Raw genomic sequence first — 19612 nt, forward strand, 5'->3', positions numbered from 1 at the left:
CGGCTGTCCGGGTGGGAACCCGAACAGCCGCCGGCCAGGCCGGACGCTACGAGGCCGGGGCGATGACTACGGGCGCAGCGAGGTGAAGAACTCCCTCAGCTCACCGGCGAGCAGATCCGGCTTCTCCAACGGCATGAAGTGCCCGCCCCGGCCCGGTTCGCTCCAGTGCCGGATGTCGGCGCAGGCCCGCTCGGCGATTTCCCTGGGGAAGTTTGCCTGCGAGGGTTCGGTGCTCACAGTGAACGCGGCGGGCACGGTGATGTCGGGTCGTGGTGTGTTGTGGTCGAAGTCGGCGTACTGCCGGAACGACGAGCCGATGGTGCCCGACACCCAGTACAGCGTGATGATGGTGAGCAGGGTGTCCCGGTCGATGCTGTTTGCCAGGTCGCCGTGGTTGTCGCTCCAGTCCCGGTACTTGTCGACGATCCACGCGGCCAGCCCGGCGGGCGAGTCGGCCAGCGCCGCCGCCAGGGTGTCCGGGCGGGTGCCCATGATGGCGCTGTAGCCGCCGTCGGTCTCGTCGTACGCGGCTTCGGCGTCCAGGAACGCCTGCTCGGCCGGCGACAACGGACGGGCGTCGAAGCTGGCCGGGAACGGTGGATGGATCATGTGGATGCCGGCCACCTGCTTCGGGTACAGGGCACCGAGCCAGCCGGTGACCACTCCACCGACGTCGCCGCCGAAGGCACCGTAGCGCTGGTAGCCGAGCACGTCGGTCATCAGCTCGTGCAGGGTCCGAGCCAGCAGCGCCCGGGTCACCGGCTCGTTCGGCGCCTCCGAGAAACCGAAGCCGGGCAGTGAGGGCACCACCACGTCGAACGCGCCGCCGGGCCGGTCGGGGTCGGTCAGTCGGTCGACCAGCGGCAGCATCTCGACGAAGCTGCTGGGCCAGCCGTGGCTGAGGATCAACGGCAACGGCGCGGGCGCGCCGGCCGGGCGCGCGGCCCGGAGGTGTAGGAAGTGCAGCTTCCGGCCGCCGACGAGGGCCAGGTGCTGGGGGTACGCGTTGAGCGCGGCTTCACGAGCCCGCCAGTCGAAGCCGTCGTGCCAGTAGGACACCAGGTCCCGCAGGTAGTCGGGATCGACGCCGCCCTGCCACGGTTGGGTGCCGCTGCGGTCGGTGAAGCGGGTACGGGCCAGTCGAGCCCGCAGGTCGTCGAGAACCGCATCGGAGACGTCGATGCGGAACGAAGAGACAGACATTGGTCCTCCGGAAAAGGAGGGCGCTCCCCGACGCGAGAGGTCAGCTGAGGGGGACGGCGGAGAGGAGCGCCCAGGAATGACGGTGGATGGTCACCGGGCTCACCTCCTCTCGTGGCTGACGACGATCACCGTACCGGACGGTGATCAGCCGGCTCGTCGGCGGTACGGCTGCGGGCCGTGGGTCGGGAACCGCGACTGGGTACGCGGTGGGTACGCCTCACAGTGCTCGACCCAGTGTTCGGCGGCGGTGGCCAGGGCGTCAGCGGAGACGGTGAGGATCAGCGGGTAGATGGCGCTGGACGGGCGGCGCATCCACGGTGGCAGTGACTCGGCGGAGAACTCCACTGTCAGCTCCAGCCGGCGGCGGCGCAGCACCCGGCTGCGCAGGGCCAGGTTTGGTTCGGTGAACCGGACCGTCGCCGGTGGCGCGCTGAGCGCGAGGGCGGCGGTGGCCTGCCCGTGCAGCCAGCCGCCGAGCGCGCGGGCCTCCTCGACCATGAGGCTCGGGTAGTGGTGTGACCAGGTCTGGCCGTCGGCGGTGCGGGCGTCCACCTCGATGAGCAGCCAGTCGTGCCAGCCGGGCGTGGCCCCGTCCAGGTCGTCGGGCGGGTCGATGCCGGGCTGGTAGCCCACGGGGCGTACCCGCACCCGAGCGCCATCGTCAGACCGGATCTCCACTCGATCATTCTGGCCGAGCGAAGCGGACTTCCGGCCCCGAATCGGTCACTTCGTGATGGTCCGCCGTACGCCCTGGTGCCCGGCGCAGGCGGTGGACCGGCCACCGGCCAGGCTCACCGAACCGTCGCGGCACTGCACGAGGTAACCGCGTCCGGACCAGAACTGCGGTACGCAGTCGAACCAGTCGCACACCTCGACGGCCGGCTTGCGGATCCGCGTGCCGCCACAGAAGTCGTACCCCAGTGGGTTCTCCGGTGCCCCGCAGCGCGGGCCCTGGGTAGCGCTGGGCGACGGGCGTGGTGACTTCGTCGGCTTCGGCGGCGGGGATCTCAGGGCGAGCGCCGGGCCGATCCTCGCGGGTGCGGCGCTGACGGTGGGTGCCGGGGTGGCTGCGGCGGCGACCTCCGCGCCACCCCTCGGGTCGGACGGGTTCGACTCGATGAGTGCCGCCGGCACCAGCAGCGCGATGGCCGCCGCTACCGCGATGCTCCTGCGGCCGCCGGGCACGAACGACGACAGTCGCGCCTGCCCGGGGGTGGCCGCGGCCGGCCGGAACGGCTTGAGCTGGGCGTGCTCGGCGATCAGCTCGTCGAGTTGGGCGATCACCGCGGCGCGCTGTTCGATCGCGTCGGCGAAGGCCAGGGTGAGCTTGAACCGGAAGTCCGGCGCGGCGTCGGTGGGCAGCAACAACCCGGAGATACGCCGCCGGTCCAGCACCTGGATCAGGGTGACCGGGGCCGCCGGGTCGTGGGACAGGCCGGTTATCCGGCCGTACGCCCAGTCGCGCCGGCCCCGCCCGCCGAGCAGCACGAGCCGACGGCTGGTGATCACGGCCATGCCGGCGTCGGTGACGCGTACGCCGTCCGGGCGGCGCGGGCGCAGCGGCCCGGTTCCCGGGGCGACGGTGAGGTCCGGCGCGGGCAGCACAGCGGTGTGCCGTACCTCGACCAGTTGCGCCGCGGGTAGCACCCAGAGCACCACCTCGTCGGCGGCCAACTCCAATGCCAGCCCGGCACCGGCGGCGGCCGAGCCCTGGAAGTCGGCGGCCAGGGCGCGTAGCCGCCGTAACTCGTCGTCGCGTCGCCGCCACGCCGTCTCAGCGCCGCGGTACGTGCTGACCCGCCGCACGTTCTGCCGGTGCGCCCACTGGTACCGCCACGTGGAACCCGTCGAATCAGTCTTTGCCACGCCGACTCCTTCGCCGCGCAGGCCACCAATCTGGGGTGTCACACGGTTTAACAGGCGCGGCGCGGCACCTGGAAACGCCGAAACGGGCGAACTACCCGATCGGCGGAGCAACCAGCACGATAGGGGGATACTGATGCCGACGTTCATGTTCTCCGAGGGGGTGACGGTCGTGCCGGCAGTCACGCTGCTCGGGGTCGTGATCGGGGTCGACATCGGCACCACCAGCACGAAGGCCGTCGCGTACGACACCGACGGGCGGCAGCTCGGCAGTCACCTGGTCGGCTACCCGCTGAACAACCCGCAACCCGGCTACGCCGAGCAGGACCCACAGCTCATCCTCGACGCGGTGCTCAAGTCGATCAGCATGGTCGTGGCCGAGCTGGTCCAGCCGGTGGCCGGGCTGTCGTTCGGCTCCGCGATGCACAGCCTGATCGGGTTGGACCGGGACGGCAATCCGCTCACCCCGTCGGTGACCTGGGCCGACTCGCGGTCCACCCGGCAGGCCGAGCGGTTGCGGGCGGTGCCGTCGGGGTTGGCCCTGCACCGGCGCACCGGCACGCCGATGCATCCGATGTCGCCGCTGCCCAAGCTGCTCTGGTTCGCCGAGCAGGAGCCGAAACTCTTCGAGCGGGTGGCGCACTGGGTGGGCATCAAGGAGTGGGTGCTGCTGCGGCTCTGCGGCGTACTGGTCATCGACCACTCGATCGCCTCGGCCACCGGCCTGCTCGACATCCACGAGCTGCAGTGGGATCACGAGGCGCTGACCATCGCCGGCATCACCCAGGAACAGCTCCCGCAGCTCGTCGCCACCACCGCCGTGCTGCCGAACCTCACCCCGCAGGCCGCGGCCGAGACCGGCCTGCCGCAGCGCACCCCGGTGGTGGTCGGCGCTGGCGACGGGCCACTGGCGAACCTGGGTCTGGGAGCCGTGCACCCGGGCATGGTGGCCTGTTCGATCGGCACCAGCGGCGCGATGCGGGTGATGGTCGAGCGGCCCGGCGTGGACCCGCTCGGCGGGGTGTTCTGCTACGCGCTGACCGAGCATCGCTGGGCGGTCGGTGGCGCGATCAACAACGGCGGCATCGTGCTCAAGTGGGCCGGCGCGGCGCTCGCCCCGGACCTGGGCGAGCACTCCGAGGAGGACCTGGTCGCCCTGGCGGCCCGCGCGCCGGTCGGCTCAGGTGGGCTCATCATGCTGCCGTACCTGCACAGCGAACGGGCACCACACTGGAGCGCCCTGCCGCGCGGAGCGTACGTGGGGCTGACCCACGCCCACCGCCGCGAGCACCTGGTGCGGGCCGCGTTGGAGGGCGTCTGCCAACAGCTCGCGCTGGTGCTCAGCTCGGTACGCGCGGCCGGCAACGAGGTCCGGGAGGTGCGGGCCGGTGGCGGCTTCGCCCGCAGCGGCCTGTGGCGGCAGATGCTGGCCGACGCCCTCGGCCTGCCGGTGAGCTTCCCGGCCGCGCACGAGGGGTCGAGCTTCGGGGCGGCGCTGCTCGGCATGGAGGCGCTCGGGCTGATCCCCAGCATCGACCTCGCCGCCGACCTGGTGCGGATCGAGGAGACGGTCCGCCCCGACCCGGCCGCCGCGGCCACCTACGCGGCGCTGCTGCCGCTCTTCGCCGAGCTGTACGAGGCCCTCACGCCGACCTTCACCTCGATCCGCCGGATGGCACCCGGCCTGCCCACCGGCCCCGAACCGTCGGCGTGACCAGGGTCAGGGCGCCTCGACCCCGGCGATCAGGTAGCGCCGCACGTCGGCGTCGAGGATGGCGACCTCCTGCGCGTCGTCCGGCCCGGAGCCCCGGAACGCGGCCAACTGCTCTGGTGACTCCCAGCGTTCGTAGACGTGGATCCGGCCGGGCTCCAACGGGTCGGCCGCCAGCAGGAAGTCGAGGCAGCCGGCGGTGGCGCGCGCCCGCGCGATGACCTGTTCGCAGTCGGACAGGTACGCCTCGCGGGTGGCCGGTTCGACAGTCAGGCTGCCGGCGATGATCAGCACGGGTCCTCCGGGGTGAGTGGCTGAGTGGCTGACCTTTGCTCTGCACCCGCCCGCGCGCCAGGCACGGTCCGTAACTGGCGCATCGGCGGGTGCAGAGCAAAGCGGTGATTACCTGTGGGTCACAGTTATACCTGCGGGCCACCGCGGAGGGGGACATTGCCGCCCGGACGGGTGACGCCGGTCCCGCCGGTCCCACCCGCCCCCGGCGCTTCATATCGTGCAAACGTGAGAAAAAGCGACAAGAAGCGCTCATCTTCCCTGCTGGGGAACTCTGCCCGCGTACCCCTGAAGGTGTTGACGGCGGCGGTCGCGCTCGCGGTGCTCGCGACGACCGGGCCGGCCACCGCGGACGGCCCGGACCGCGCGCCCGTCGCGGACCCGGCGCAGACGACCCAGCCGGGGTACGGGGTGGAGCCCGGCGACGGTCAGAGCCACGAACCCGGGGTGGACCCGACGCCGGAGCGCCCGCCGACCAGTGAGGTGTCCTGGCTGTCGTTTCCCGGCGGGGTGTTCGCTGTGGACTCGCTCGGGCACACGGTGCGCTACCGCGCCTGCGACGGCGACACCGGTCGGGTCGCCGACCCGGGCATGCGGGTCGCCGCCGGGGTGGCCAGCGGCGCTGTCGTCGTCGGCGGTACCGCCTACCGCTACCGGGTGCCGCTGGTCGGGCGCAGTGAGGGCACGCTGGAGGTGATCCAGCGGCACCGCCCGCCGACGACGCTGACCGGAGTGGTGGTGACCAGCCCGCAGCCGCCCACCGACCCGGTCGCCGGGGCCCGGCTGTTCCCGCTCAGCGGCCAGCTCGCCCGGGTGGTCGCCGACGCGAGCCTCAACCCGGCCGGGGTCACGGTGCGCGACCTGTCCGGCCGTTACGGCGACCAGCAGATCGCCGTCAACGGCTCGCTGCGCCCCAAGGCGGCAAGCGTCATCAAGCTGTGGATCCTCGTCGAGCTGCTCCGTCGGGTCGACTGTGGACAGGTATTCCTCGACGACGGTGTGCTGGTCACCCCGGAGGACGTGGTCGGCGGCACCGGCCAACTGCAGTTCGAGACGTTCCCGCAGGTGGTCACAGTGCACCGGCTCGCCCAGTACCTGATCAAGTACAGCGACAACGTGGCCGCCAACGTGCTGATCACCTACCTGGGTGGGTTCGCCCCGGTAAACGCGCTGATCGACTCGATGAACCAGCGGTCCACCATCCTGGCCCGGAGGATGCTCGACAGCGCGGCGGCGCAACGCGGCGAGGAGAACTACACCAGCCCGGACGATGTGGTGTCACTGCTCGGCGCGGTCTGGGACGGCGAGATCCTCACCCCCGCCTCCCGCGACCTGATGATCGGCTTCATGCGGGAGCAGACCCTGAACACGAAGATCCCGGCGGCGTTGCCGCCCGGCGTGCCGGTGGCCCACAAGACCGGTGACCTGCCGGACGCCTCACACGACGTCGGCTACTACCTGATCCCCGGCACCGAGACCGCCGTCGCGTTCCTCACCGCCGGCCCCATGGCCACCGGCGACGAGACGGTCCGGCGGATGGCCCGCACCGTCTACGACTTCCTGGTCACCCCCACCGAGGGGGCGGTCGAGGAGTGAGCCGCCCTCAGGCGCCGGGGATGTTCGCCGGCGGGTCCTCGCCCACCAGGTCGGCCGCCGGCGGGTCCGCCGACACCGGCAGCCCGAAGTCCGAGTACGTCAGGTCGAGCTGGGCGGTCTGCGACTGCTCACTGGCCAACTCGATGCGGTAGCGGACCAGCCGACCCTGCTCGTCCACGGCGGCGGTGAACGGGACCGCCCCCGCCCGGTCACCCAGCACGTTGCCGACGCCGCTGCCCAGCACCGCGCCGCTCTGGCGCAGGTCCAGCGTGCCCGCGTACTCCCGCTCGGCGGTCAGCCGGGCCCCCGTCGGCGCGCCCAGCGTGCTGGCCAGTCGGGTGTTGTCCAGGCCCTGCTTGGCCGCCGGGGCACCCGGTTTGCCGACGTGCCACCAGGTCTTGCCGTCCCAGACCGGTACGCGGCGGTCCGGGGCGGTGACCCGCACGTACACGTCCGGCCCGGTGGTCAACCGCTCGATCTTCACCACGCCGGTGGGCACCTTCAGCGAGGTGGTCTCCAGACCACGCTTCGCCTTCGGGTCCCAGAGCAGCACAGTCGCGTCCCCGTCCGTGCCGCCGGTGCCGACCGTCAGCTTGTACGGCTGCTCGTCGGCCTTCGCGGCGGCGGCCTTCAGCACACCGACCGGGTCGGCGCTCGCCGACGCCGCCGGACGACCCGGGCCCGGGTCGTCGTCGTCGGCGGCGACCAGCGCCCACGCCCCGGCACCGACCGCCACCACGAGCACGGCGACAGCGGCGATCAGCTTCGGTTTCTGCACTGTCATCTCCCCGGGGCGGTGCGGTCCGGCCAGACTAGCCGGACCGCACCTCGTCACGCCCGGCTGATCGCGTTGGCGTGGATCGCCTCGTGCAGATAGGCGGCCAGCCCTGCGGCGATGTTCTCGTAGTACGCGGTGAACCGCTCGTCGGCCAGGTACATGTCGGCCAACCCGGTGTGGATCTCGTACGAGCACTCGTAGAACCAGCGGCTGATGAGCTGCCGGTGCTCCTCGGCCAGATCCATCACCTCCGGGCTGTCCGCCGGGGCGCCAGAGGTCAGCACCGCGACCATCCGCCGGCCCCAGTCCTCGTTCTCCGCCTTGTTCCGCAGCCAGTCGTCCTTGGTGTATCGGGACACCCGCCGGTTCGACTCCCGGTACGCGTCGGTGTCACCCCAGCGCTGCTCCGCCTCGGCCCGGTGCTCCTCCGGGTCGACGTCACCGAAGACCTCGAACCGCTCCTCCGGCGTGAGTTGGATGTTCATCCTGCTCGCCTCCATCGCGAACTCGATCGCCGTGACCATCTCCTGCAACCGTGTGAGCCGTACCGTCAGCAGTTCGTGCTGCCGGCGCAGGTGCGCGGCCGGATCGGCCGCCGGGTCGTCGATGATCGCGGTGATCTCCTCAAGCGGGAAACCAAGCTCCCGGTAGTACAGGACGAGTTGCAGCCGTTGCAGGTCCGCGTCGTCGTAGCGGCGGTAACCCGCCGAGGTGCGCCCGCTGGGCGAGAGCAACCCGATCTCGTCGTAGTGGTGCAGCGTCCGCACCGTCACGCCGGCCACCTTCGCGACCTGACCCACCGTGTACGCCATGGTCCCCCTCCCTTCCGGGAACCAGGCTCCTGCCTGCCGCTACGTGAGAGTCAATTCTGATTCTGGCCCACCATGGCGGGGCCGTCCGGCCGCCCGTACAGATAGCCCTGGCCTCGCGGGCAGCCGATCGCGGTGACCGCCTCGTGCTGACGCTCGGTCTCCACCCCCTCGGCGACCACCGCCAGGTCGAACGCGCCGGCCAGGCGGGTGACCATCTCCACTGTCGCGTACGCCCGGTCGTCGGTGCCCAGTCGGGCCACGAACGACCTGTCGATCTTCAGCTCGGTGGCCGGGATGCGGTGCAGGTAGCTCAGCGACGAGTAGCCGGTGCCGAAGTCGTCGATGGCGATCCGGATGCCCAACTCCCGCAGTTGGTGCAGCCGCTCCAGCACCGCCTCGGTGCCCTCGATCAACGCCGACTCGGTCAACTCCAGTGTCAACGCCCGTGGTGCCAACCCGGCGGCGCTGGTCGCCGCGGTGACCGTGGCGATCAGATCCGGCCGACGCAGGTGCGCGGCGGCGATGTTCACCGCGACCGTCGCCTCCGGCATCCGGCCCCGCCAGGTGGCGGCGGCCCGGCACGCCTCGTGGATCACCCAACGGTCGATCGGCAGGATCAGCCCGGTCTCCTCGGCCAGCGGCAGGAACCTCGACGGCGACAACATCCCCAGCCGGGGGTGCCGCCAGCGCACCAGCGCCTCGGCGCTGCGCACCGCACCGGTGGTCAGGTCGACGATGGGTTGGAACTCCAGGTGCAACTGGTCCTCGTCGACAGCGCGGCGCAGGTCGGCGATCAACTCGGCGCGGGAGACGGCCGACTCGCGCAACGCCGCCGTGCACGTGCGGTACGCGGACTTCCCGGCCGCCTTGGCCGCGTACATGGCGATGTCGGCGTCGCGCAGCAGGTCACTGTGGGAGGCGTGCTGCGGGCCGTACTCGGCGATACCGATGCTCGCCGACGGGTGCACCCCGACGTCCTCCTCGTCGTCGGACGGCCGCAACGCGTCCAGCAGCCGCTCGGCGAGCCGTTCGGGTGACACCGGCCGGTCGCCGTCGACAAGCACGGCGAACTCGTCACCGCCGAGCCGGGCGATGGTGCCGTCGCCGTTCACGGCAGTGTGCATCCGGGCCGCCAGCCCGGTCAGCAGGGTGTCACCGGTGGCGTGCCCGAACCGGTCGTTGACCTGCTTGAACCCGTCCAGGTCGAGTAGCAGCACCGCCACCGGTCGCCCGTCGCGCAGGGCCAGGCGCAGCCGCCGGTTGAACAGAAGCCGGTTGGGCAGCCCGGTGAGCTGGTCACCGTACGCGAGGCGGCGCAGCCGGGCCACCAACCGCAGGTTCTCGTTGGCCGCCAGCCCCTGCCGGACGGCGAGAGCGGCCAGCAACACCATCATCGTCACGAACACCAGCTGCGGGGTCTGCCCGGTGGGCCGACGGGCCAGCACCACCGCGACGATCGCCCCACCCACCGGCAGGTACGGCAGCGCCACCCGCCACCAGGGCGGCAGCGGCGACTCGGCGGTGTCGTCGGTGCCGTCGCAGTCCGGTGGCGGCGGGTTTCGGGTGGCCAGGCCGATCAGCAGGTAGCTCAACGGCCAGCACAGGTCGATCGGGTGACCGGCGGTGTAGTCGGCGCGGGCGACCAGCGACACGTAGACGACGTCGGCGACGACCCGCAGGGTGAGGCTCGCCGCGAGGATCGTCATCGGCCGCCACATCGGCCGGGCCGGCCCGGACACCGCGACCAGGATGGTGAGCTGCATCAGGTCGAACATCGGGTAGAGCAGCCCCAGCGTGCGCGCCGGGTCGGCCAGCTCGGCGGCGGCGACCCCCCGGAAGACCAGCACCCAACCGATCGGCACCAGGGCCAGGGCGACGATCACCCCGTCCAGCAACGTACGGGCCCGCCCCACCGCGGTCCTCGGTGCGGACGGCGAGCTGAGCAGCGCGGCAGTGCCGGTGAGGATTCCGGCGGTGAAGACCACCCCGACCACCGGCGTGTGCGGCAGGTCGCCGCCGACGAGCCGCTGCGCCGTCCAGATCGCCCGACCGATCGCGGCCAGCCCCATGGTGAGAGCGAGCAGCGTCCAGAACCGGCGCAGCGGCGCCGGATGCCGACGGGCCACCCCGACGCACGCGACCGTCGCCCAACCGGCGACGAGCATCCCACCGAGGTCACTGACCAGCGCGGCACCGGGCAACGCGGCGAGCAGCCAGCCCGCCTCCAGCAGGATGACAGCAGCCGCGACGAAAGCACCGGCGGGGTTCAGCGTCCCCGAAGCCTGCTTTCCGTCCTGTCGGGACACGGTCGCTCCGGCTCTTTCGTCGTGCGTGCACCCTCGGCGGCGCCGGTCCACGGCAAACCCCGAAAGCCTAACCAGCGCCCAGAAAGGCCGCCAGAGCCGAACGTTCACCCCGCTGCGGCTCCGGCCTCCGGTCAGCGGCCAGCAGATCGGTTCCAGGGTGAACGGGGCAAGGCGGTGCCGGCCAACGGCCGGCGTGCGCGGCGGCGTCTACGCCGGCCGGGGGTGCAGGGCGGGCGGGCAACGGTGTGCACAGCCACGTCGACCGAGGACGTCTGTCGACCGATCAGCCAGCAGAGGAAGCGTTCCATCGTCGGATCAGCCGACCGGGAGGCGCTCGGCGTCGGCCCTGGCAACCTCGTACTCCGCCCCGCAGAACGTGCACTGCTGCGCGTACCGGGTGCGGATCGGGATGAGGGGAATGAAGAAGAGGGTGAATTTCGTCGAGCGGCGGGTGATCACCTGCGCGGCCTGGTTGCCGCAGTGGCGGCAGACCTGCTGCACGACACCGGACCGGTCGACCTTGGTACGCAGACCAAAGATGAAGAACATCGCCAGCCAGTACCCACCCAACCGCGAAAAGTCACCAGATCCCGGCAGCGGATCAGGGAAAGCCGGGCGACGGACGCACAAGATCGTGCTCGATCCTGGATGTAGTGGCCTCCGGGGCGAACGAGGCCACTACATCCCTGATCGAGCACGATCAAGGCGGGCGATCAACGCACGACGATCACGGTGACGCAACCACCGTGCGGCTGTCAGCCTGCCGGCGCGGGCTCCAGGCCGGGGATCTCCTCGGAGAGCCAGATCGGCTGCCAGTTGGTCATCTCGTGGAAGCGGCGCAGCTCGAACAGCCCGGCAACCGACCCGCTCCAGGCCCCGTACGGCGGGTTGGCCTCGTCGAAGCCGCTCTGCACGAAGGTCAACGTGGTCCGGCCACCGGACTCGGCCAGCTCCCAGCTCGTCACGCCGGTCGGCCCCCAGTCGACGGACATCCGGCGACCGGGCTCCAGGTCGACGACCTTGGCCGCGTAACCGGTCTCGAAGCCGCCCATGGCGTACCGACCGCCGACCCAGGGCTCGATGCCGATGGGGTAGCCGAACCAGGCACTGGCCTGCTCGGAGTCGGTCAGCGACTCCCACACCTTGTCGGCGGGGGCGGCGATGACCAGCTCGCCCCGCAGGTCGGCGGAGGTGAAGTCGGTGCGGGGCAGCAGTGGCTTGCCCTCCAGGTGGGCGGCCAGGTTGGCGATGGACAGCGCCCAGTACGTCTGGAGGACGCCCCGGATGGTGGAGCCGCTCATCGCCTCGGCGAAGTCGAAGTGACTCTGGATCAGCGTGAGCACCGTGCTGTCGGTGCCTTCGGCGGTCAGCTGGAACTCGGTGGTGGTCTCCACACCGTCGAGCAGCCAGCCGAAGCGCAGCGTGTCGTCGTCGGCGTGCAGCAGCCGCTGGTGCGGGGCGTCGCCTTCGGGCGTGTATCGGCCCCAGAACTCGTACCGCCGGGGCAGCTCGACCTCGGCGTGCTCGGCCAGCCAGAGACGCAGCTCGGCCGGGTCGGTCAGGGCCTGGCGGACGCGCCCGACGGGCGCGGAGAGACGGGCCTTGACCTTCATCGGCTCACTCATTGTCGTTCCCTTTCGGATAGCAGGCGACGGCCAGCTTGAAGGCATCTCCTTCGCTGCCGCCGTAGCGGGTGAACAGGTCTTGAAGCGCGGTTTGCAGGTCGTGCAGGAACTGCTGACGCTGCTCGGCCGGCACCCGGATCTCGCCGGAGACCCCGATCGAGGGCAGCTCTGGTGCCGCCCGGTCCAGGCCGGCGATGTCGGCCTGGACCTCCTCCATCAGGTCGAGCAGGTAGCCCAGGCTCAGTTCGTCGCGGGCCCGGCGCAGGCCGATCCGGCCGACGAGTCGCGGGGAGAGCCAGTAGGAGCGGGCGGCGGCCTGGTAGATGCCTTCGGTGATGCCGCGGACCTTGCGTTCGTTGACCAGCTCGACGAGGCCGGCCGCGACGAGCTGCTTGACGTGGTAGTACACGCGCTGTGGCGTCTGGTCGAGTCGGGCCGCGACCTCGGTGCAGGTGCGCGGCTCGGCCAGTTGCCGCAGCACCTCGACGCGATGCGGCTTGAGCAGGACTTCGGCCTGCTCGATCTGCTCCAGGTACAGGACGTCTCTCATGGCAAAATCAGTTTGTACGTACAAAACTTCTTTGTCAATTGCTTCGCGAGAAGCCGCGCCGACTTTTCTCGACGCGGCTTCAGGCGACGGTCAGCAGGTGATCAGGGCAACCAGTCCGGCCGGAGCGGGTAGCCGCTCACACCGTTCGGGCCGTTGTGGGTGGCCAACACCTGGTGCAGCTGAATGCCGTTGCGCTCGAACGCCATCCGCGACCCGGCCATGTAGAGCCCCCACACCCGGGCGGTGCCCGCGCCCACCTCCGAGACGCAGAAGTCCCAGTGCTCGACCAGGTTGCGACACCAGGCGGCCAGCGTCAGCGCGTAGTGCTGGCGCAGGTTCTCCTCGTGATGCACCTCGAACCCGGCGTCGTGCACCTCACTGACCAGTCGACCCGGACCGGCCAGCTCACCGTCCGGGAAGACGTACCGGTCGATGAACGCTCCCGAGCGGTGCGGTGCGCGATTGTCAGCGCGGGTGATGCAGTGGTTGAGCAGTCGCCCACCCTGCCGCAGCCGGCCGCGCAGCGCCCCGAAGTACGCCGGGTAGTTACGCACCCCGATGTGCTCGGTCAACCCGATCGAGGAGATGGCGTCGAACTGCTCGGCCGGCGCGTCCCGGTAGTCGAGGTATCGCACCTCCGCCAGCTCGGTCAACCCCTCCCGCTCGATCGCGGCCTGCGCCCACTGCGCCTGCGCCTTCGACAGGGTCACCCCGAGCGCCTTGACGCCGTACTCGCGGGCCGCGTGACGCACCATGCCACCCCAGCCGCACCCGACATCCAGCAGCCGCATCCCCTTCTTCAGCGCCAGCTTGCCCGCGACCAGGTCGTACTTCGCCGCCTGGGCCTGCTCCAGCGTGTCATCAGGGGACCGGTAAACCGCGCAGGTGTACGTCATCGACGGGCCGAGCACCTTCTCGTAGAAGGCGTTCGAGACGTCGTAGTGGTGCGAGATGGCAGTGCTGTCCCGCACCCGCGAGTGCCGCATCCCGTTCATCACCCGCTTCCAGCGGGGCTGCGCCTCCTGCGGCGGTGCCGGCGGCGGCATCAGCCGCTCCCAGCCCAGCCCACGGACCAGCGCCAACCCCTCGGCCAGCGACGGTGGGCGTAACCGCAGCTCGTCCTTGAGCACCCGCAACGCCTCGTACGGGTCACCCGGGTGCACGCCCTGCAACGCCAGGTCACCACTGACGTACGCCCGGGCCATGCCCAGGTCGCCAGGTGCCGTGAGCAGGTACGACAGCCCTCGCTCGGATTTGATCGCCAGGGTGATGCCGGCGTCGGACGGGCCGACGGCGCTGCCGTCGTACCCGGTGATCCGCACCGGCAACGGCCCCATGGTGACCGCGCGGATGACATCCGCGACGGTCGGACCCGTGTGCCGGCCCCCCGCCGGCGGGGTGGCGGGGACGCTCGCCGCCCCCTGATCTCTGTCGGTAAGGCTCATGCTCGTGCTACCGCCTTTTCGTACAGTCCCGTCAGCCGGTGGTCCGGGTCGTAGCGGTCTTTCACCGCGCGCCACGTGTCGCCGCCGTAGAGGCGATCGAAGGCGTCCCGGTCGTAGTACGCGTCGGAGTAGAGCGACTTGTGCCCGCCCGACTCCGACACCCTGCGTTCGATCGTGCGGTTGACGTCGCCGTCGGCGGCGCCCGGCGCGATCGGCACGCTCCCCCAGAACCCGATGTTGACGTAGTCCTGCCCTGGCCGGAGTGGATACAGCGGCCAGGACCGTGCCGAGCCGGGCCCCGCCGGCTCACGCAGTCGCAACGGACACAGCCACACCGGGTTCATCCCCACCGCGCCGGCGAACCAGCGCAGGAAGTCGGCCGTACGGTCCAGCGGGATCTCCACGTCCTGCACGACCCGCTCCCGGGCCGGTTGCCCGCGCAGCCGGTCGATCCGGGCCGCCACCTGGTGGCGGTGCTCCAACCGGACCAGTCGGTGGTAGAAGTCGCTGCGCCGGTAACGCGCCGGCCAGAGCCTGCGCACGACCGGGTGCTGCGCGCCGAACGCCGACGAGCACCAGAACCAGTCGGTGTCCCAGCGCCACAGATAGTCGTACGCGGTGAGTACGTCGCGGGTGCGCTGGCGCAGCGACCGGTAGTAGATCGACTGACCGGTGTAGTCGCTGGGCGGGTCGGCCCCGTCGGTGAACGTGGCGAAGACCAGGTACGCCTCGCCGGGGCTGAACATCACCCCGTCCATCGCGTCCACCGGTTCGCCGGCCCAGGACCGGGTGGCGGTCACCTCCGCGATCGCGTCGGTCAGCGCCTCCAGTTGGGTGAACCGGACGTTGCGCAACGCCACGTACCGGCCGACCGGTTGCAGCTCGATGCGCAGCCGGGTGGCGTACCCGAGGCTGCCCAGCGAGTTGGGGAACGCGGTGAACAGGTCGGCGTGCTCGCCGTCGGGTCGGGCGGTGATGATCTCGCCGGAGCCGGTGAGCACGTCCAGCTCCTGGACGGACTCGTGCGGCAGGCCGTTGCGGAACGAGGTCGACTCGATCCCGAGGCCGGTCACCGCGCCGCCCAGCGTGATGGTGCGCAACTGCGGCACCACGAGCGGCATCAGGCCGTGCGGCAGCGTCGCGTCGACCAGGTCCTCGTAGGTGCACATGCCCTGCACGTCGGCGGTGCGGCCGGCCGGGTCGACCGACAGCACGCCGTTCAGGCCACTCACGTCGAGCCCCGGAGTCCGGGGAGCGGACCGGGGGCGGAACAGGTTGGAGGTGCGTTTGGCCAGCCGGACAGGCTCGCCAGTGGGCACCGCGGCGTACGACCGCCGCAGCGTGTCCACCGCTTGATCATGGTCAATTGGGTGATCCACACGCTCAGCGCGCATGTGATCACCTTACGCTCGCCTTTTGGAAACCGTGGGATGTCGGCCGTGGCAGTTTCCCGTCCGCTGGCGGGCCCGACGGCTACCGTGGCGGGCATGCCATCGCCAGCGATCACCGCCCTGGACGCCGCCCAACTGCCGTATCGGCTGGTCAGCCACGGTGCCGTCGGCAGCCTCGCGGAGGCAGCCGCCGCCCGGGGCGTGGCCGTCCCCGACGTGGTCAAGACGATTGTGGTCCGGCGCGGCGAAGACGATCACCTGTTCGTGCTCACCCCCGGCGACCGGGTCATCTCCTGGCCCAAGCTGCGCGCCCTGCTCGGGGTGCACCGACTCTCCATGCCGGACGCGGCGGGCGCGCTGGCCGCCACCGGCTACGAACGCGGCACCATCACCCCGTTCGGCGCGAGCACTGCCTGGCCGGTGGTCGCCGACGAGCGGCTGCGCGGCCGGGAGATCACCCTTGGCGCCGGTGAGCGGGGTCTCGCCATCGCGATCGACGCCGACGCCGCGATCGCCGCCCTCGACGCGACGGTGGCAGACGTCACCGACGAGCAGCCCACCCGCTGAGCCTCACCGCCCCCGCACCGCCGGGCTGGCTCCGGCGCGACGTCGTGGGTGAGGATGGCGCGTATGTCAGCGCCCGAGGAACGCCCCGACCCCGCCGGCACCGTCTACGGCGGTCACAGGGCGCCTCGCTCCGGCCCGCTGGCCGATCCGTTGCTGCGGGTCGCGGTGGCGGTCGGGGCCGTCGGCGTACTCCTGGGGGTCGTCTTCGCCACCGGGCTGCTCGACGGTGACGACGAGCCGTCGGTGCCGGCGTCAATCGGTACGCCGTCCAGCGCGGCGCAGCCCAGTGAGCCGACCGGCGAGCCGAGCCCGACCGCACCGGCCGAGCCGTCACCGACCCCGTCGGCCAGCACGCCGGCCGCCCCACCCAGCGGCCCCCGGGTGCTGCGCGCCACCTCGGGCCTCTGCCTGGGGCTCGACGGTGACGGCAAGGAGGCCAAGGCCGAGTTGGTCGTGTGCACCGGCACCCCGGAGCAGCAGTGGGTGGTCAGCCCGGCCGGCACGGGCGTGCTGTCGTTGACCAACGCCGCGTACGGGCAGTGCCTCGACGTCGAGGGTGGCAGTCAGGACGACGGCGCGCGGTTGCTGCAGTTCCCCTGCCACGGTGGGGCCAACCAGCAGTGGCGGTTCGGCGGGACCGGCACCAGCGCGGTCCTGCTCATCGCCGCGCACAGCAACAGGTGCGCCCAGGCCGACGACGACGCCGTCGAGGCGGGCGACGACATCCGGCAGCGACAGTGCGACGGCCGGCCGGCCCAGCAGTGGACAGTGAGCTGACCGGCCGACGCGTCGCACGTCCCGTGCGGCCGTCAGGTTCAGCGCGGTTCAACCCCGCAATCTCCACGCCCTGGGCGCGGTCGCGGCGACCAGCACGGCCTCGGGCACCGGTCGGCCCGGTCGGCGGCGCAGCAGCAACGACAACCCGGCGGCGCCGATCGACAGCGCACCGGCCACGTACCAGGCCATCGCGTAGTCGCCCAGCCGGTCCCGGACCAGCCCCGCGCCGGTGGCGGCGACCGCCGCGCCCAGTTGGTGCGCGGCGAACACCCAGCCGAACACCACAGCTCCGGCGCCACCGAAGTACTCCCGGCACAGCGCCACCGTCGGCGGCACCGTGGCCACCCAGTCCAGGCCGTAGAACACGATGAACACCAGCATGCTCGGCTCGGCGGTGCCGGAGAAGAGGCTCGGCAGCACCAGCAGGGACAACCCGCGCAGCGCGTAGTACAAGCCGAGCAACAACCGGCTGTCCACCCGGTCGGTGAGCCAGCCGGAGGCGATGGTGCCGACAATGTCGAAGAGCCCCACCAGGGCGAGCAACCCGGCCGCCGTGGTCTGGGACATGCCGTGGTCGTGGGCGGCCGGCACGAAGTGGGTACCGACCAGGCCGTTGGTGGTCGCCCCGCAGATCGCGAAGCCGCCGGCGAGCAGCCAGAACGGTCGGGTCCGGGCCGCGGTGGCCAGCGCGCCGATCGCCCGGGTCGCCGCGCCGCCGGTCGGCGGCGGCGCCGCGACGACAGCGGTCGCCCCGTAGGCGGGCAGGCCGAGATCCGCCGGGTGTTCGCGCAGCAGCCAGACCACCAGGGGTACGACCGCCAGCGCCGCCGCGGCCACCACGAGTGCGGCGGTACGCCAGCCGTGATCGCGTACCAGGATGGCGATCAGTGGCAGGAACACCAGTTGCCCGGCCGCCCCGCCGGCGGTCAGCACTCCGGTGACCAGGCCCCGCCGGTGCACGAACCAACGGCCGGTGACGGTGGCCACGAACGCCAGCGCCATCGAGCCGGTGCCCAGCCCCACCAGCACACCCCAGCAGAGCAGGAGCTGCCAACTGGCGGTCATGAAGACCGTCAGACCGCTGCCCGCGGCGACCAGCAGCAACGCCACCGAGACCACCCGGCGGATGCCGAACCGGTCCATCAGGGCGGCCGCGAACGGCGCGGTGAGCCCGTAGAGCAGCAGGTTGACCGAGACGGCCGCGGAGATCGTGGCCAGCGGCCAGCCGAACTCCTCGTGCAGCGGGTGCAGCAGCACCGACGGGGTGGCGCGGAAGCCGGCCGCGCCGACCAGCGCCACGAAGGCGACGGCGGCGACCAGCCACGCGGGATGCAGACGTCGGTTCTTGGTCACCGGACAAGTCTGAGCTGGTCCACACACCTCGGCGAGTGGCCGGAAAGCCATCATGCGCAATAATCGGGTCATGACCGATCGCCCGCACCGGATCGCCGTACTCGCCCTGCACCAGGTGGTCGGCCTGGACCTCGGCACCCCGTCCCAGGTCTTCGGCACGGCCCGGGCCGCCGACGGGACACCCTTCTACGACGTCCGGGTGTGCACCCCGGGCGGGCAGCCCGTACGCAGCACCGCCGGCTTCCAGGTGCTCCCCGACCACGGGCTGGAGTTGCTCGACACCGCCGACACGGTGATCGTCCCCGGCATCCACGACGGCACCGCGCTGACCTCGGGCAACGTCGAGCCGGAGGTGGCCGAGGCGCTGCGCGCGGCGTACGAGCGGGGTGCCCGGATCATGTCGATCTGCACCGGAGCGTTCGTGCTCGCCGCCGCCGGGCTCCTCGACGGGCGGCGGGCGACCACCCACTGGGCGTACGCCGAGCAGTTCCGCCGCCTGCACGACCGGGTGGACCTCGACCCGGGCGTGCTCTTCATCGGCGACGACCGGGTGCTCACCTCGGCCGGAGTCGCCGCCGGCATCGACCTCTGCCTGCACGTCATCCGCCTCGACCACGGCAGCGAGGTGGCCAACCGGGCGGCCCGCCGCTGCGTGATGCCGCCCTGGCGCGACGGCGGTCAGGCGCAGTACATCGAGCAGCCGGTGCCGAAGGCGACCGACACCAGCACGGCGGGAGCCCGGGAGTGGGCGCGGCAGCGGTTGCACGAACCGATCGCGCTGCGCGACCTGGCCGAACAGGCGCGAATGAGCGTGCGCACCTTCACCCGGCGCTTCCGTTCGGAGACCGGCCTCAGCCCGGCGCAGTGGCTGCTGCACCAGCGCACCAACCACGCGAGACTGCTGCTGGAGACGACCGACCTCACCGTCGACCAGATCGCCCACCGCTGCGGTTTCGGCACCACCGCCGCCCTACGCCAGCAACTGCACCAACGCATCGGCGTGGCCCCGTCCACCTACCGCCGAACCTTCCACCCCCGCCCCGAACTAATCAAAACCTGACCGCAACCCCGCCCACCCCCGGGCTGCACCCCCGCGCTGCACCCCCGCGCGCCCTCGGCGCCCCGCGCCCCGCGATCTTGCACTTTCGGTCGCCCGTATGCATGGTTTGCCCATAATTGCGGGGGCAGAAAGTGCAAGATCGCGGAGAGCATGGGCGCGGGGCAGGGCTCGTTCGATCTCTCGTCCCGGTCCGGGCAGCACTACTTGCGGGCGTGATGTCTGTTTGATAAAAAGAATAAAAAAAAACAAAACGAAACAATATACACACGACCCCCGGCCCGGCG

The 19612-nt window shown here is 71.4% G+C and carries 18 protein-coding genes; 5 read left to right on the forward strand and 13 right to left on the reverse strand.

Going from position 1 to position 19612, the window contains the following annotated elements; all coding sequences use genetic code 11:
• Positions 1-66: 66 nt before the first annotated feature.
• The 3 genes from AB0B48_RS21850 to AB0B48_RS21860 form a co-directional block, all read right to left on the reverse strand.
• Positions 67-1203 carry an epoxide hydrolase family protein gene (locus tag AB0B48_RS21850; RefSeq protein WP_357204277.1) on the reverse strand — a complete coding sequence of 379 codons (1137 nt, stop codon included), beginning with the start codon at positions 1201-1203 and terminating at the stop codon, positions 67-69.
• A gap of 144 nt (positions 1204-1347) precedes the next feature.
• Positions 1348-1881, reverse strand: coding sequence for a hypothetical protein (locus AB0B48_RS21855; RefSeq protein ID WP_357204279.1), 534 nt, complete (start codon positions 1879-1881; stop codon positions 1348-1350).
• A 45-nt stretch (positions 1882-1926) separates the two neighbouring features.
• Positions 1927-3069, reverse strand: coding sequence for a hypothetical protein (locus AB0B48_RS21860; RefSeq protein WP_357204281.1), 1143 nt, complete (start codon positions 3067-3069; stop codon positions 1927-1929).
• Positions 3070-3202: 133 nt separating this feature from the next.
• Between AB0B48_RS21860 and AB0B48_RS21865 the strand changes: the two genes are divergently transcribed.
• On the forward strand, positions 3203-4780 hold the full coding sequence (locus AB0B48_RS21865) for a gluconokinase (protein ID WP_357204283.1): 1578 nt from the start codon (positions 3203-3205) through the stop codon (positions 4778-4780).
• Positions 4781-4786: 6 nt separating this feature from the next.
• Here the strand turns inward: AB0B48_RS21865 and AB0B48_RS21870 are convergent, their stop codons facing one another.
• A complete protein-coding gene (locus AB0B48_RS21870) occupies positions 4787-5071 on the reverse strand; it encodes an antibiotic biosynthesis monooxygenase (protein WP_355005518.1) in 285 nt (94 codons plus the stop codon).
• A gap of 225 nt (positions 5072-5296) precedes the next feature.
• Between AB0B48_RS21870 and AB0B48_RS21875 the strand changes: the two genes are divergently transcribed.
• Entirely contained in the window at positions 5297-6664 is a 1368-nt protein-coding gene (locus AB0B48_RS21875; RefSeq protein ID WP_357204285.1) for a serine hydrolase, read from the forward strand.
• 7 nt (positions 6665-6671) lie between these two features.
• Here AB0B48_RS21875 and AB0B48_RS21880 read toward each other — a convergent pair whose 3' ends face one another.
• The 8 genes from AB0B48_RS21880 to AB0B48_RS21915 form a co-directional block, all read right to left on the reverse strand.
• Entirely contained in the window at positions 6672-7442 is a 771-nt protein-coding gene (locus AB0B48_RS21880; protein ID WP_357204287.1) for a hypothetical protein, read from the reverse strand.
• Positions 7443-7495: 53 nt separating this feature from the next.
• A complete protein-coding gene (locus tag AB0B48_RS21885; RefSeq protein WP_357204289.1) occupies positions 7496-8254 on the reverse strand; it encodes a MerR family transcriptional regulator in 759 nt (252 codons plus the stop codon).
• A 50-nt stretch (positions 8255-8304) separates the two neighbouring features.
• Positions 8305-10560: an EAL domain-containing protein gene (locus AB0B48_RS21890; protein WP_357204291.1), complete on the reverse strand. Its 2256-nt coding sequence runs from the start codon at positions 10558-10560 to the stop codon at positions 8305-8307.
• A gap of 315 nt (positions 10561-10875) precedes the next feature.
• Entirely contained in the window at positions 10876-11109 is a 234-nt protein-coding gene (locus AB0B48_RS21895) for a zinc-ribbon domain-containing protein (protein ID WP_357204293.1), read from the reverse strand.
• Positions 11110-11315: 206 nt separating this feature from the next.
• A complete protein-coding gene (locus AB0B48_RS21900; protein WP_357204295.1) occupies positions 11316-12185 on the reverse strand; it encodes an SRPBCC family protein in 870 nt (289 codons plus the stop codon).
• Positions 12178-12735, reverse strand: a complete 558-nt coding sequence (locus AB0B48_RS21905; protein WP_355005525.1) for a helix-turn-helix domain-containing protein — start codon at positions 12733-12735, stop codon at positions 12178-12180. Before AB0B48_RS21905 ends, AB0B48_RS21900 begins: the two co-directional genes overlap by 8 nt.
• A 101-nt stretch (positions 12736-12836) precedes the next feature.
• Positions 12837-14180: a class I SAM-dependent methyltransferase gene (locus tag AB0B48_RS21910; RefSeq protein ID WP_357204298.1), complete on the reverse strand. Its 1344-nt coding sequence runs from the start codon at positions 14178-14180 to the stop codon at positions 12837-12839.
• Positions 14177-15574 carry an FAD-binding oxidoreductase gene (locus tag AB0B48_RS21915; RefSeq protein ID WP_357204300.1) on the reverse strand — a complete coding sequence of 466 codons (1398 nt, stop codon included), beginning with the start codon at positions 15572-15574 and terminating at the stop codon, positions 14177-14179. Before AB0B48_RS21915 ends, AB0B48_RS21910 begins: the two co-directional genes overlap by 4 nt.
• Before the next feature lie 93 nt (positions 15575-15667).
• Between AB0B48_RS21915 and AB0B48_RS21920 the strand changes: the two genes are divergently transcribed.
• A complete protein-coding gene (locus AB0B48_RS21920; RefSeq protein ID WP_357204302.1) occupies positions 15668-16138 on the forward strand; it encodes a YbaK/EbsC family protein in 471 nt (156 codons plus the stop codon).
• A 63-nt stretch (positions 16139-16201) separates the two neighbouring features.
• Positions 16202-16915: an RICIN domain-containing protein gene (locus tag AB0B48_RS21925; RefSeq protein WP_357204304.1), complete on the forward strand. Its 714-nt coding sequence runs from the start codon at positions 16202-16204 to the stop codon at positions 16913-16915.
• Positions 16916-16963: 48 nt separating this feature from the next.
• On the opposite strand, the gene AB0B48_RS21930 is transcribed toward AB0B48_RS21925, so the two are convergent.
• On the reverse strand, positions 16964-18268 hold the full coding sequence (locus AB0B48_RS21930) for an MFS transporter (RefSeq protein WP_357204306.1): 1305 nt from the start codon (positions 18266-18268) through the stop codon (positions 16964-16966).
• A 52-nt stretch (positions 18269-18320) separates the two neighbouring features.
• On the opposite strand from AB0B48_RS21930, the gene AB0B48_RS21935 reads away from it, so the two are divergent.
• Positions 18321-19328 carry a helix-turn-helix domain-containing protein gene (locus tag AB0B48_RS21935; RefSeq protein ID WP_357204308.1) on the forward strand — a complete coding sequence of 336 codons (1008 nt, stop codon included), beginning with the start codon at positions 18321-18323 and terminating at the stop codon, positions 19326-19328.
• The last annotated feature ends 284 nt before the right edge of the window (positions 19329-19612 follow it).

It is taken from the genome of Micromonospora sp. NPDC049089, from assembly GCF_040648775.1.
Taxonomy (GTDB): domain Bacteria; phylum Actinomycetota; class Actinomycetes; order Mycobacteriales; family Micromonosporaceae; genus Micromonospora.